The organism is Variovorax sp. Varisp46 (genome assembly GCF_059491885.1).
In genome coordinates this window covers 3,869,122-3,881,631 of record NZ_CP168515.1, presented here as the reverse complement: position 1 = coordinate 3,881,631, position 12,510 = coordinate 3,869,122, and the positions used below count along the sequence as shown (strand labels likewise).

The following is a 12,510-nucleotide window of genomic DNA, read 5'->3' as shown; positions in this document are numbered from 1 at the left end:
GCTTTTGTTTGTCCAGCCAGCAGTGAGTTTTCCAATGGACCGAATCCGACTCTTTGCGAGCGTGCTGATGGCTTGCAGCTTGACTGGCTGCATCATGCTTGGGAACGCGGCGCGGTGAGCGGTCGATAGATGCAAGGGCAGCGCGTGCTGCTGGAGCACTCGCGAGGCGGCATCAAGGAATGCGCGGCGCCTCGTTGCCGGTGGCCATGATCGGCGCGAGGGTCGATCGGCCGTAGTTGCCCGGGGTGCCGGCTTCGTGCGCGGCGCACGTCTCACCGGCGGCCACGAAGATGCCGAGCGCCAGCGCGCCGAAGGCCACCAGGCCCACGAGACACGATGTCCGGAAGGCTCTGCCGAGCTGCGGCATGGCGCCGAAGGCGGGTCGCGTCTTTCTCCATCGTGATTGCATCTCGAGCTCCGGGGGATGGCCATTTGCATGCGCCCACGCCGGCAGGCTGCTGAAGCGCAGCGCGTGCGATGCGTCGTTCGAGCTGCGATGCCGGGGACTGTTCATGGCCGGTATCGTGAGCTTCAAAACAGGAGAAAAATTGGACGGCGCCGCTCGATGGCGGCCGCGTGCTTCAGGGAGCCGCGCGGCGCGGTCCATGCGGCCAGTCGCCGCTCAGGTGGCTTGCGGAGGCTGGGACATGGCGGCTCGGGAGATGCGGGAGCCCCGATGATCCGCATCGATCTGGCAGGAAAAATGGTCCCGCGGCTCCCGCGCCGGCACCTCTCCCGCAGCCCTCAGACGATCCGCACCGACAGCTCCGGCAGCCGGTCGATGTGGATCTCGATCAGGTCGCCGCGCACCACCGGCCCGACGTTCTCCGGCGTGCCCGAGTAGATGATGTCGCCCGGCTTCAGCTCGAAGGCTTGCGACAGCCGGCTGATCTGCTCGGCCACAGACCAGATCATGTGCCTGAGCGTGGCGTTCTGCTTCGTCTGCCCGTTCACCTTGAGCCAGATCGCGCCATCGGTGAAGTGCCCGACCTTCGCCACCGGGTGGATCGGGCCGACGGGCGCCGAGTGGTCGAAGCTCTTGCCGATTTCCCAGGGTTTCTTCTGGTCGCCCATCTCGCGCTGCAGGTCGCGGCGCGTCATGTCGAGGCCGAGCGAATAGCCGTACACGTGGTCCAGCGCCGAGCTCGCCGGGATGTTGCGCCCGCCCTTGCCCAGCGCCACCACCAGCTCCACTTCGTAGTGGTAGTTCTTCGTGAGCGTGGGGTAGGGGTGGTCGGCCACCACGCCCGGCGTCACGACCTGGATCGCGTCGGCCGGTTTCTGGAAGAAGAAGGGTGGCTCGCGGCTCGGGTCCGAACCCATCTCGCGCGCATGTGCCTCGTAGTTGCGGCCGATGCAGTAGATGCGGCGCACCGGAAAGACCTGCTCGCTGCCGACGATCGGGATGGTCGATGCGGCGATGTCGAACGGCGTTGCCGCCGCGCGGCCGGCCCCGGCGGGCAGCGCGCAACCGGCGATGGCGCCCGTGGCCATGGCAGCGGAACCGGCCAGCAGGCCGCGACGGGAAGTGATCATGAGCGTCTCCTTGGTTTTATGGAATGCGGGTGCCGTGCCCGTCTGTTGCGTCGAGCATTTCCGATCTCCGGTGACGAATGGGCCTTGGCGGCTTTTTTTCAAAGGCAGCTGGCAACTGTTTCCTTATTAAAAGCATATCCAATCCGCGCGGGACGTGGCACGCTTGCTCCTTCTTTCTATCGTTCGGAACCGAGACATGCAGACGCAGTTGCGCGGCGCGCTGGAGATGAGCGTGGCCATGGTGATTTCCGGAACCATCGGATGGTTCGTCGTGCGCTCGGGCCAGCCATTGCCCGACCTGCTGTTCTGGCGCTGCGTGTTCGGCGCGGCGACGCTGCTGGTCGTGTGCCTCGCGCTGGGCCTGCTGCGGCGCGGCCTGACGCTGCGCAGCTTTGCTCTGGCCGCACTCGGCGGCGTGGCGCTGGTCGTCAACTGGGTGCTGATCTTCGCGGCCTTCTCGCATGCGTCGATCTCGATCGCCACGGCGGTCTACAACACGCAGCCCTTCATGCTGGTCGCGCTCGGCGCGCTGCTGCTGTCGGAGCGGCTGACCGCGATGAAGGCCATCTGGCTGTGCATCGCGTTCGCCGGCGTGGTGCTGGTGGCGCAGGCCAAGTCCGGCGGTGGTGCCGACGGTTCCTCTTACTTGATCGGCGTGCTCATGGCGCTGGGCGCGGCCTTCTGCTACGCGGTGGCCGCCATCGTCGCGAAGAAGCTCGACGGCATCGCGCCGCACCTCATCGCACTGATCCAGGTCTGCGTGGGCATCGTGCTGCTCGCGCCCTTCGCGCACCTGAAGACGCTGCCCGCCGACGCCGCCACCTGGGGCGTGCACCTGACGATGGGCGTGGTCTACACGGGGCTGGTGTTCGTGCTGCTGTACGGCGCGCTGCAGAAGCTCTCGACGCCGGTCGCGGGCGCGCTGTCGTTCATCTATCCGCTGGTGGCCATTGGCGTCGACTACGTCGCCTTCGGCCAGCGGCTGGGCGCGCTGCAGCTGGTGGGCGCGGCGGCCATTTTGATCGCGGCGGCTGGCATGACCTTCGGATGGACCCTGCCGGGCCTGCCGCGGCGCTTGCCAGCTGCCGAAGAGCGCTGAACCGGGAAGCCGCCGCGACGCCGTCAGCTGGCGCCTTGCTGGCGCCGTCCCAGTGCGAACACCGAGTTCGGCGCGTCGACGACAAAAGGCTTGCGCGTGGACGGCTGGCCGGACGGCGTGCGCCGGCTGTCGCTGCGTGCCGCGGCCTGCACGCCCTTGGCCTTCTGTTCGTCGACCAGGCTTTGCAGCGAGATCGACCTGAGGAACTCGACCGCCCGCAGGTTCACGGTGGCCCAGAGCTCGTCGATTTCGCAGCGGCCGGCCTCGCCCGGCGCGTCGGCATTGCGCCGGCGGGAGGATTCCGCATCGTGTTCCTCGATCGAGAGGACGATGTCGGCCACGGAAATCTCCGCCGCCTTGCGGCTCAGAGAGTACCCGCCGCCCGGGCCGCGGGTCGATTCGACGAGGCCGGCGCGGCGCAGCTTGCCGAACAGCAGCTCCAGGTAGGACAGCGACACGCGCTGGCGCAGGCTGATCGAGGCCAGCGTGACGGGGCCCGAACGGCCGTGCAGAGCGATGTCGATCATCGCGGTGACCGCGAAGCGGCCCTTGGTGGTGAGGCGCATGTCAGTTCTCCTTTTCGGGGGATTACTCGTCGCGGCCGCCGGCGATGCCCAGCAGGGCCAGCAGCGACTGGAAGACGTTGTAGATGCTGAGATACACACCCAGCGTGGCGGAGATGTAGTTGGTTTCCAGGCCGTCCTTCACGCGCTTGAGGTCGTGCAGGATGAAAGCCGAGAAGATGCCGATGGCCAGGACCGACAGCGTCATCATCAGCGCGCTCGACTGGATGAAGAAGTTGGCGATGCCCGCCACCAGCAGCCCGATCGCGCCGATGAAGAGCCACTTGCCCATGGAAGACAGGTCGCGCTTGATGACCGACGACAGCGTGGCCATGCCGAAGAAGATCGCGCCGGTGCCGGCGAACGCCGTCATCACCAGGCTCGCGCCGTTGGCCAGGCCGAGCACCGAGCCGACGAGGCGCGACAGCATCAGTCCCATGAAGAATGTGAAGGCCAGCAGCACCGGCACGCCGGCGGCCGATTCCTTGGTCTTCTCGATGGCGTACATGAAGCCGAAGGCGCCGCCGAGGAACACCATCAGGCCGATGCCCGGCGACATGGCGCGCGACAAGCCGGTGGCAACGCCGATCCAGGCGCCGAGCACGGTGGGCACCATCGACAGCGCGAGCAGCCAGTAGGCGTTGCGCAGGACGCGGTTGCGCTCCTGCGGCGATGCGAGGGGCAGATCGATGCTGTCGTGATGGGCGATAGGGCTGTTGTTCATTGTGTGGATTCCTTGAAGCCGGACCTGTGCCGGCTGCGCGCAATGGCGCGTGCAGTGGCGGCGCAGGGCCTGAAAATGAGAGGTGTCGTTGCCGCGATGCGGGTACCGCATGGGGCGGGCCCGGATCGCAAGGGCGGGAGCCATGGCGGCTCCCGGTCGCGCAGGCTTTGGGGGCCTAGGCGACGAAGGCAGCGGCCCGGGGTGGCCGCTTGGGTCGCGCGAGGAACGGCGAGACGGTGGTGGTCAGGCCGAGCTTCGGCGGCTGTTCCGTGAAGCGCAGCAGCGCGGGAGCGTCGTTGCGCGCGTTGACCAGTTCGGCGTGTTCGGAACCGGCTTCGTCGAGGGAAAGGGCATCGTCCGAGGCCTCATCGGCAGCCCCTGCCGGAGCGTCGGAGAGCGCCACGACCAGCGTGGCGGCCTGCGGCTCGCCGTGCGAATGGCCGGCACCGATCATGCTGTGCGCAAGCACGGCAAAGCCGTAACAGGACAACATGATGGAGAGGACAGCAGCGGCAAACCAGCGGGACATGTAGGGGCAATTTTACCTGCCGCGGTTTGCGGCGCTCGCCACGGGGGTTTCAACCGACCGGATCGCATGGATGTTCGTCAGGCCGGCGCGGCCGTGGTTTCGCTGCCTTCGGACTGCAGCCATTCACGTGCGTGGGTGCGCAGGGCGTCGATCTGCAGCCAGATCAGGCCGAGTTCGGTGTGAAGGGTTCGCGCCTGCGGGTCGTTGCTGGTGGCGACGGCCTGCGCCAGTGCGGCCCGCGCGGCAGGCTCCGCGGCGGCATCGCCCGGCGCCTCGATCAGGCCCTTTTCCAGCCCGGCCGCCAGCCCTTCGAGCGCCGCGATCGCTCCTTCCGCCGCCGTTTGCAGCAGTGCCATCTGCGCCGAGTCGGGCAGCGCCGCGCGGTGGGCGCCCAGGGCCGAGAGGTAGCTCAGCAGCGTGTGCGAGCGGATCAGGAAGCGCAGCGCCACCCCCGCGCGCGGCCGCACATAGCCCGGCTCGCGGAACATGTCCGACACCGCCGTGGACAGCGCCGCGTCCGCGTTGTGGTCGTTGCGCCGCGCCAGCCGGTAGTCGAGGTGGTCGCGCGCGCCGGAGCGGTACTGGCCGACGATCTGCCGCAGGTAGCCGGCATGGCCGCGCATCGCGGCTGCGGCCAGTTCATTGATGCGCCGCGCCTGCCAGTGCGGCAGCACCAGCAGCACGGCCAGCCCGGCGATCGCGCTGCCGATGGCGGTGTCGACCAGCCGCGGCACCAGCAGCACGCCGCTGTCGCCGACCTGGTTGAAGCACATCAGCACCAGCAGCGTCATCGATGCTGTGGCCAGCAGATAGCGCGTGGCGCGGGTCGCGAAGAACAGCACGCCGGCAGCCACCGCGATCACCGACTGCACCAGCGGCTGCGGAAACAGCTGCAGCAGCGCCCATCCGGCCACCACGCCGAGCGCGGTGCCGGCGATGCGCTGCCCCATGCGCGAAATGGTGTCGCCGTAGGTCTGCTGGCAGACGAACAGCGTGGTCAGCAGGATCCAGTAGCCCTGCGCCGGGTGGATGGCGCGCATCACCCCGTAGCCCGCAACCAGCGCGATCGACAGCCGCAGCGCGTGGCGAAAGAGCGGAGAGCGCGTGGTGAGCTGCCGCCGCACGCGCTCGACCGCATCGCGCCACGAGCGCGGCGAGCGGTCGAACAGGCCCATCTCGGTGCGGCCCGCGCGCGCCGACGGCTGGCTGGCACCCGTGAGCTGGCCGTCGAGCAGCGCGAGGTTGCGCGCCAGCGCCTCGACCGATGCCAGCAACGCCAGCCTCGCGGGCGTGTCGGCCCGCGCACGCTCGTGCTCGATGGCGCTGCGCAGGTCGGCCAGCGCCTGCACGGTCTCCGGAGCGACCTCGAAGGGTTCGCGCCGCGCGATCGAATCGGCCAGCCGCTGGCAGGCCAGCCCCTGCAGGCCCAGCACGCGCTGGCAGCGGTAGAGCAGGTCGCTGTGGAAGAAGGCATCGGCCAGCGCGTTGTAGTCGTCGTGCGAGGAGCTGGCGCGCTCGTGCACGTCCTGCGCGATCAGGTAGAGCCCGCGGTAGCGCGAGAGCCGGCCGGTCGGCGCGCGCGCGCCGATGCGCAGGAAGATGCTTTCCTTCGCGGCGTTGAGCTCCGCCACCACCTCGGCATTGAGCTGCGCGAGCGCGAGCCGCTTGCGCTCGATGTCGATGCCGCGCAGCGGCTCGAACAGCGAGGCCTTGAAGCGCACGAAGCTGCCCAGCACCGTGAACAGCGTCACCAGCCGCGCCTGCACCGGCTGCGCCGGAAAGGCCGCGCACCACAGCACCGAGAACACGCCGTACCAGGCCGCGCCGGCCAGCAGCAGCAAAGGCTCGCGCCCGCGCTGCACCACGCCGTGCGCGCCCAGGTTCTCGATGCCGAGCGTGGCGTACATCGCGAGGATCAGCGTCGCGTACGCGATCGCCTTGTAGCGCGCTCCCACCGCACCGAGCATCGTGAGGCAGAAGGCCGCGAGCGCCAGCCCGGCGATGAACAGCAGCGGCAGGCCGAACGCCGCCTCGACCGCGAACGCGATGGCGGCGAAGCAGCCCAGCGTGACCACCTGCGCGCGCAGCCGGCCGCGCCAGCTGTCATCGGTCTCGGCAAGCGCGCTGGCGATGGCGCCGAGGAACAGCGGGATCACCGCATCGGGATGGCCGGTCCAGGCGCAGCCCGCCATGAGGCTGCCGAGGGTGAGAAGAATGCGCACGGGCTGCGCGCGGGAAGCGAAGGACCGCAGCCGCTGGCGCAGCGCGTCGGGAGACAGGGGAAGCATGGGGTCGATCTTGCACGATGCATGCCACCGCCATGTGGCACTCCGCCGCTAGGGGGTGGGCCGGCTGCGCAGGAAGCCGTGGCGCAGAGCGATCCACCTGGCCTGGCCGTCGTCGGCTGCGGGGCCGGCGTCGAGGCCCGCGAGCAGCATCCGGTCTTCGACCTGCAGGAACTGGCAGGTCGGCGCGCCGCCGGTGCCGGGCAGCACGCGCAACGTGGCATCGCCGAGATCGATCTGCTCGCCCGGTGCGGGCGATGCGATAGATGCATTGGGCCAGGCCTCGTGCAAGGCGTGCTTCTTCTCTTCTTCGGTCGTTGCCTGCGTCGACAGGAGCCATCTCACCCGGCCAGGTGCCGCCGCGACGAGGGCCGCGAGATGCCCGGGGCTCGCGGGCAGCGCGTCGACCAGTGCGCAATCGCCGCCCGCGACGCCCACGAAATAGCTGTGCGCCAGCGCGCCCGATGCATCGGCCTCGCCCGTGACCCGCAAGACCCGCGCCGACAGCCGCATCACCAGTCCGGCCTCGTGCGCATAGCGGCCGCCGCCCTTGCCGTCCGGATCGACGTGCCCGACTTCCTCGTACGCCGGCTCTTCCATGTTCACCGGCCGCCGGCCCGCGGGACCGTCCGCCAGCCGCGGCATGATGCGCGGGATGTGCGTCAGGCCGCGCGCATGGGCCATGAGTTCGGCCGTGCTTGCGAAATGCGCGAGCTGTTCGAGGATGCGGCGCGTCACGTTCATCAGCTTGAGCCCGCGCGCGGGCGCCACGGCCTCGGCCGGCCGCAGCCACATGTGCTCGACCGTCTCGCGCCCGTCGGGCCGCACGCTCTGCGCCTCGGGCATTGGCGCGAGAAAGAAGCGGGTGTCGAAGCGGCGCGGCATGCCCGGCGGCGTGAGCCAGTGGGTGAAGTAGGCGAGCCGGTCGGCCGCGAGCTGCCAGCCGTGCCGGTCGCACAGCGAAATCAGCGCGTCGGTGCCTTGCTCCGCTTCGTCGCGCATGGCCGCGAGTTGCGCGGGCGGCAGCTTGTCGAGCGCCACCAGCCGGCCCGTGCCGTCGGCCGCGAACAGCACGCCGGCTTCCTCGAAGCATTCGCGGATCGCGGCCGCGTAGTAGTCGAGGCCGCCCTGCGGCACCGCGAGGCGTTCGCTCGCGGCGCTGTCGTCCAGGCCGCCGCAGTGCCCGTGCAGGCTGCGGTCGTGCGCGTCGATCACGCCGCCCGGAAACACGCTGGCACCGCTGTTCTGGTCGTCGGCCTTCTCGGCCCGCCGCAGCATCAGCACCTCGAGCCCGTGGCTGCCGTCGCGCAGGACGATGAGGGTGGCGGCCGTGCGCACGGGGCGCGGCGAAGCGGGGCGTGGCGTGGCGTCGGAGGTGCTGGTGGTCATGCGCACATTGTCGCGCCGGCGGCTGCTGCGAAGGCGACAGCACAGGCCCTTGGCTGTCGCATGAACGACCGTGCGAAACACCATGCGCCGCGTACCTTCAATGCACATCGACTGTTGAAGGACGCACCATGCATTTCGAATTCACCCCCCGGGCGATCGCGCTGCGCGACGAGCTGCTCAAGTTCATGGACGAGTTCGTCTACCCGAACGAGAAACGCCGCGAGGAAGAGCTGGCCGCCAACGCCCGCGCCGGGCGGGCATACGCCGAGCTGCCGATGATGGCCGGCCTCAAGGCCAAGGCGCGCGAGCGCGGGCTGTGGAACCTGTTCCTTCCCGAGGCCGAGCACGGCCCCGGCCTCACCAACGTCGAGTACGCCCCGCTGTGCGAGATCATGGGGCGGCGCTACTGGTGCGCGGAAATCTTCAACTGTTCCGCGCCCGACACCGGCAACATGGAAGTGCTGGCCCGCTATGGCACCAAGGCGCAGCAGGAGCGCTGGCTCACGCCGCTGCTCGCGGGCGAGATCCGCTCGTCGTTCGCGATGACCGAGCCTGAAGTCGCATCGAGCGACGCCACCAACATCCGCTGCAGCATCCGGCGCGAAGGCAACGAGTACGTCATCAACGGACGCAAGTGGTACATCACCGGCGCGATGAACGAGCGCTGCGAGATCTTCATTCTGATGGGCAAGACCGACCCCGACAACGCCGACCGCCACAGGCAGCAGTCGATGATCCTCGTGCCGAAGAACACGCCGGGCATCACCATCGTGCGCGACATGCAGCTGCTCGGCATGTACGACCCGCCGTTCGGCCACCCCGAGATCGTGTTCGAGAACGTGCGCGTGCCGGTCGAGAACATCCTGCTCGGCGAAGGCCGCGGCTTCGAGATCGCGCAGGGCCGCCTCGGCCCCGGGCGCATCCACCATTGCATGCGCGCCATCGGCATGGCCGAATCCGCGCTCGAGATGATGTGCCGGCGCCTGGTGTCGCGCACCGCCTTCCACAAGCCGCTGTCGGAACAGGGCGTGTGGCGCGAGCGCATTGCCGAATCGCGAATGCTCATCGAGCAGTCGCGCTGGATGGTGCTCAATGCGGCCTACCGCATGGACACCGTGGGCAACAAGGTCGCCGCCAAGGAGATCGCGATGATCAAGGTGCTCACGCCCAACAACTGCGCGAAGGTGATCGACTGGGCGATGCAGGCCTTCGGCGCCATGGGCCTGAGCCAGGACACGCTGCTCACACATTTCTACGCCTACGAGCGCCACCTGCGCGTGGCCGACGGTCCCGACGAGGTGCACCGCAACGCGATTGCCAAGCAGGAGCTGGCGGCGTACCAGTAAGGCGGGACTGGCCAGCCGCGCGTCGGCTACGCTGCTTCAGCGGAGATCTTCTGCCGCAGCGTCGCCGCCCACCCAGCAGCCTTCTTGCACCATCGCTTCCGGGGGCAGTCCCACGTGGATGGCGGAGGGCGACCCCATGGCCTCGCCCTGGCGCACCGTCACCGACAGCGCGCCGCGGCCGACCAGGCCCAGATGGCGCAGCCCCCACGCGAGCGCGGCCGCGGCGATGCCCGTGGCAGCGTCTTCCGGATAGCCCGAAGACTTCGGAAACTGCCGCGCGCTGACTGTGTCGGCTGCGTCCTGTGACATCGCGTAGGGATACAGCCCGGTGGACCCGAGTCGCTCGCACAGCGATTCGACGCGCGAGAAATCCACGCGCAAGCCATGCAGCTGCGCCGTGTCCGCCAGCCGCACCAGTGTCTTCACGCGGCTGGTGGCGGCATTGAGCACCGGCCCCGCGATCTGCGATGCGTCGATGCCCAGGCATTGCGCGATCTCTTCGACCAGCGCTTGCTGCGTCACTTCCTGCACCACCGCGCGCGGCTGGCTGATCTGCACCGTGCCATCGACACGCCGTCCCGTCACGGTGCCGCTCAGCGTCTCGATGGCGACCGGTGCGCCGTTCCATTCATCGCGCTGGTGCAACAGCCACAGCGCGCCGACCGTGGCGTGGCCGCACATTTCCATTTCGTGGTTCGGTACGAAGTAGCGCATGCGCAGGGCATGAGCGGGCATCGCGGGCTTCAGCACGAAGACGGATTCATGCCCGCTGCGCCACGTGTATTCCTGCATCTGCGCGCTGGAGAGGTCGTCGGCATCGAGCCAGACCGGCGCGGGGTTGCCGCCGACCTTCGGGTCGGGCCCCACGAAGACGCGGATGTTGTGAACACTGGCCATCGTCAATCGGCCCTCGCGTTCACCGAGCGCGCGATGCCGTCCCAGAGCTTGATGTCGCCGCGGATCTGCGCCTGGAACGCGTCGGGCTGCACGTTCCATGGCGTCACGCCCTTGGCGAGCATGTCGGCGCGCAGGGCCGGGTCGTTCAAGGCAGTGTCGAGCGCGGCGCGCAGGCGCTGCATCACCGGCTGCGGCGTGGCTGCCGGGGCCATCAGGCCGTACCAGAGCTGCGGCTTGAAGTCCTTGATGCCGGCCTGCTCGAAAGTGGGCACGCCGTCGAAGCCGGCCGAGGGCTCGCTGATCGCCAGCGCCCGCATGCGGCCGCCGCGCACCTGCGCCAGCAGCGCGGGCGGGTTGTCGAACAGCGCCTGGATCTGCCCCGCCATCAGGTCGGCCTGCGCGGGCGCTGCGCCGCGATAGGGCACGTGCGTCATCTCGATGCCGGTGCGCTGCTTGAAAAGTTCACCTGTCAGATGGCTCAGGCTGCCGTTGCCGATGCTGCCGTAGTTGAGCGCCTGTGGATGCGCCTTGGCGTAGTCGATGAAGCCCTTCAGATCGCGCGCCGCCAGCGAAGGCGTCACCACCAGCACGAAGGGCGTGGTGCCGATGGTGCCGACCGGCACCAGGTCCTTGATCGGGTCGTAGGGCAGCTTGGGGTACACCGCGTCGGCCGATGCGATGGTCGACGTGGTGGCGGCCACCAGCGTGTAGCCGTCGGGATTCGCCTTCGCGCCGAAGCCCGTGCCCACGGTGCCGCCCGCACCGGAGCGGTTGTCGATGATCACCGGCACGCCGAGCGCGGCCTGCAGCCGCTGCTGCACCGAGCGGAAGATCACGTCCGTGCCGCCGCCGGCGGGGAAGGGTACGATGATCGTGACCGGCTTGCCCGGATAGTCCGGGGCCGCCCAGGAGGCTGCAGGGCCGTACAGAAGCCCGGCGGCTGCCAGACCGAGGAGCGCGCGGCGCAGAGGTTTTGGGGTCATGCTTCTTGCTTGCGGGAGTGGTGTTTCCCGATTCTGTTGAGCGTGCGCAAATGTGCGCGACCGATTGCGACATGCACGAATCCAAATGCGACAAGGAGTGGCCATGCAGCCGAACAACGCGCCCTCGACGCCCCGCCAGTCGCTGTTCGTCGAGCGGCTGTCGCACCACGCCACCATGGTCGCGAACACCCGCGACCGCTATGCCACCGACACCCACGTGCACGATTGCGACATGCTGTTCGTGCCCCTCGCGGGACGCTTCAGCGTCGGCGATGCGCAGGGCGAGGCGCAGCGCCTCGGTCCCGGACACTTCGTGTGGTTTGCAGCGGGGAGCGCGCACTCGACGACCACGCTCACCGCAGGGCAGACGCACATCGCGGTCTATGTCGATCCGGCGCTGTGGGCCACCGCCTTGCAGGCGCAGGGTGTCTCGGGGCCGCCGCAGGGCATGCGCGCGGGCAGCACCGCGCTGCGCGCGCTGTCGCAGCGGATGTTCGAATCCGCGAAGACCGGCACCGGCGAAAACTACGCGCTGTGCGGCGCGCTCGTCATGGAGGCGGCGCGGCTCAGCGGCAACCCGCTGTCTGGTGGCGATCCGTCGTCGGCCCTGCTGGTGGCCGAACTGCTGGCCGAAGCCATCGAAAGCGACCTGGCAGAGCCGTTGGCGCTGGAAGCCTTTGCGCAGCAGCACCGTCTCTCGCGCCGCCAGGTGGAGCGCATCTTCCGCGCGAAGTACGGCGTGTCGCCGCTGGCCTACCTGCAGCGCCGGCGCCTGGAGCGCGCGGCCTACCTGCTGGCGCACACGCGGGAGTCGGTGTTGTCCATTGCCCTGCAGGTGGGGTGGGAGTCGGGCTCGTACCTGTCGCGGATGCTGGAGAAGACCTGGGCGAAGACTGCGATGCAGATCCGAGCCTCGGGGCCTGGCTCGAGTCTTTAGAGCGTCATTTCCCCGTCCACACGATCACCTGCCCTGCGCTATCAGGAAGCGCCGCCCCGGGCCCGCCAATGGCGCGACCGCAACGCGCTCAAGATGTGGACCGGGTGGCCGACCTTTCCGATGGTGTTCGTCAAGGGCATGCTGGTCGGCGGCGCCACGGATCTGCAGAAGCTCATCGACAGCGGCGAGCTCAAGACTCTTCTCGCCAGCCGATAGCCACCG

12 protein-coding genes and 1 pseudogene are annotated in these 12,510 nt (G+C 69.0%); 4 read left to right on the top strand and 9 right to left on the bottom strand.

Annotation, left to right across the window (positions count from 1 at the left end):
• Positions 1 to 172: 172 nt before the first annotated feature.
• Positions 173 to 514: a hypothetical protein gene (locus ACEN9N_RS18310; RefSeq protein ID WP_042672577.1), complete on the bottom strand. Its 342-nt coding sequence runs from the start codon at positions 512 to 514 to the stop codon at positions 173 to 175.
• Positions 515 to 744: 230 nt separating this feature from the next.
• Entirely contained in the window at positions 745 to 1,536 is a 792-nt protein-coding gene (locus ACEN9N_RS18305; protein ID WP_007828039.1) for a fumarylacetoacetate hydrolase family protein, read from the bottom strand.
• Positions 1,537 to 1,732: 196 nt separating this feature from the next.
• On the opposite strand from ACEN9N_RS18305, the gene ACEN9N_RS18300 reads away from it, so the two are divergent.
• Complete coding sequence (locus ACEN9N_RS18300; RefSeq protein ID WP_495654207.1) at positions 1,733 to 2,635, top strand: DMT family transporter; 903 nt, start codon at positions 1,733 to 1,735, stop codon at positions 2,633 to 2,635.
• Between the two features lie 23 nt (positions 2,636 to 2,658).
• Here the strand turns inward: ACEN9N_RS18300 and ACEN9N_RS18295 are convergent, their stop codons facing one another.
• From ACEN9N_RS18295 to ACEN9N_RS18275, 5 genes are all read right to left on the bottom strand, one after another.
• The gene (locus ACEN9N_RS18295) at positions 2,659 to 3,201 is read right to left on the bottom strand and encodes an Rrf2 family transcriptional regulator (protein WP_007828037.1); all 543 of its coding nucleotides are present in this window, start codon (positions 3,199 to 3,201) and stop codon (positions 2,659 to 2,661) included.
• 22 nt (positions 3,202 to 3,223) lie between these two features.
• Positions 3,224 to 3,922 carry a Bax inhibitor-1/YccA family protein gene (locus ACEN9N_RS18290; RefSeq protein WP_413313995.1) on the bottom strand — a complete coding sequence of 233 codons (699 nt, stop codon included), beginning with the start codon at positions 3,920 to 3,922 and terminating at the stop codon, positions 3,224 to 3,226.
• A gap of 175 nt (positions 3,923 to 4,097) precedes the next feature.
• Positions 4,098 to 4,415 (bottom strand): hypothetical protein, encoded by a 318-nt coding sequence (locus ACEN9N_RS18285; RefSeq protein ID WP_413313996.1) that lies wholly within the window; start codon positions 4,413 to 4,415, stop codon positions 4,098 to 4,100.
• Between the two features lie 113 nt (positions 4,416 to 4,528).
• Positions 4,529 to 6,739: a YccS family putative transporter gene (gene yccS, locus ACEN9N_RS18280; protein ID WP_495654206.1), complete on the bottom strand. Its 2,211-nt coding sequence runs from the start codon at positions 6,737 to 6,739 to the stop codon at positions 4,529 to 4,531.
• A 48-nt stretch (positions 6,740 to 6,787) separates the two neighbouring features.
• Positions 6,788 to 8,125, bottom strand: a complete 1,338-nt coding sequence (locus ACEN9N_RS18275; protein ID WP_413336140.1) for an NUDIX hydrolase — start codon at positions 8,123 to 8,125, stop codon at positions 6,788 to 6,790.
• 128 nt (positions 8,126 to 8,253) lie between these two features.
• On the opposite strand from ACEN9N_RS18275, the gene ACEN9N_RS18270 reads away from it, so the two are divergent.
• Entirely contained in the window at positions 8,254 to 9,471 is a 1,218-nt protein-coding gene (locus ACEN9N_RS18270) for an acyl-CoA dehydrogenase family protein (protein WP_478180511.1), read from the top strand.
• Positions 9,472 to 9,507: 36 nt separating this feature from the next.
• On the opposite strand, the gene ACEN9N_RS18265 is transcribed toward ACEN9N_RS18270, so the two are convergent.
• On the bottom strand, positions 9,508 to 10,368 hold the full coding sequence (locus tag ACEN9N_RS18265) for a PhzF family phenazine biosynthesis protein (RefSeq protein WP_495654205.1): 861 nt from the start codon (positions 10,366 to 10,368) through the stop codon (positions 9,508 to 9,510).
• 2 nt (positions 10,369 to 10,370) lie between these two features.
• Positions 10,371 to 11,351, bottom strand: coding sequence for a Bug family tripartite tricarboxylate transporter substrate binding protein (locus tag ACEN9N_RS18260; protein ID WP_495654204.1), 981 nt, complete (start codon positions 11,349 to 11,351; stop codon positions 10,371 to 10,373).
• Positions 11,352 to 11,454: 103 nt separating this feature from the next.
• Between ACEN9N_RS18260 and ACEN9N_RS18255 the strand changes: the two genes are divergently transcribed.
• Positions 11,455 to 12,288 (top strand): helix-turn-helix domain-containing protein, encoded by an 834-nt coding sequence (locus ACEN9N_RS18255; protein WP_495654203.1) that lies wholly within the window; start codon positions 11,455 to 11,457, stop codon positions 12,286 to 12,288.
• A 66-nt stretch (positions 12,289 to 12,354) separates the two neighbouring features.
• Positions 12,355 to 12,504, top strand: a pseudogene (locus tag ACEN9N_RS18250) (thioredoxin domain-containing protein); the annotation flags it as partial.
• Between the last annotated feature and the right edge of the window lie 6 nt (positions 12,505 to 12,510).

Excerpts from the sequence above, each read along its gene's own strand:
- yccS (WP_495654206.1), bottom strand. The coding sequence starts at position 6,739 with ATGCTTCCCCTGTCTCCCGACGCGCTGCGCCAGCGGCTGCGGTCCTTC.
- ACEN9N_RS18295 (WP_007828037.1), bottom strand. The coding sequence starts at position 3,201 with ATGCGCCTCACCACCAAGGGCCGCTTCGCGGTCACCGCGATGATCGAC.
- ACEN9N_RS18275 (WP_413336140.1), bottom strand. The coding sequence starts at position 8,125 with ATGACCACCAGCACCTCCGACGCCACGCCACGCCCCGCTTCGCCGCGC.
- ACEN9N_RS18270 (WP_478180511.1), top strand. The coding sequence starts at position 8,254 with ATGCATTTCGAATTCACCCCCCGGGCGATCGCGCTGCGCGACGAGCTG.
- ACEN9N_RS18290 (WP_413313995.1), bottom strand. The coding sequence starts at position 3,922 with ATGAACAACAGCCCTATCGCCCATCACGACAGCATCGATCTGCCCCTC.
- ACEN9N_RS18255 (WP_495654203.1), top strand. The coding sequence starts at position 11,455 with ATGCAGCCGAACAACGCGCCCTCGACGCCCCGCCAGTCGCTGTTCGTC.
- ACEN9N_RS18310 (WP_042672577.1), bottom strand. The coding sequence starts at position 514 with ATGAACAGTCCCCGGCATCGCAGCTCGAACGACGCATCGCACGCGCTG.
- ACEN9N_RS18300 (WP_495654207.1), top strand. The coding sequence starts at position 1,733 with ATGCAGACGCAGTTGCGCGGCGCGCTGGAGATGAGCGTGGCCATGGTG.
- ACEN9N_RS18285 (WP_413313996.1), bottom strand. The coding sequence starts at position 4,415 with ATGTTGTCCTGTTACGGCTTTGCCGTGCTTGCGCACAGCATGATCGGT.
- ACEN9N_RS18305 (WP_007828039.1), bottom strand. The coding sequence starts at position 1,536 with ATGATCACTTCCCGTCGCGGCCTGCTGGCCGGTTCCGCTGCCATGGCC.
- ACEN9N_RS18265 (WP_495654205.1), bottom strand. The coding sequence starts at position 10,368 with ATGGCCAGTGTTCACAACATCCGCGTCTTCGTGGGGCCCGACCCGAAG.
- ACEN9N_RS18260 (WP_495654204.1), bottom strand. The coding sequence starts at position 11,351 with ATGACCCCAAAACCTCTGCGCCGCGCGCTCCTCGGTCTGGCAGCCGCC.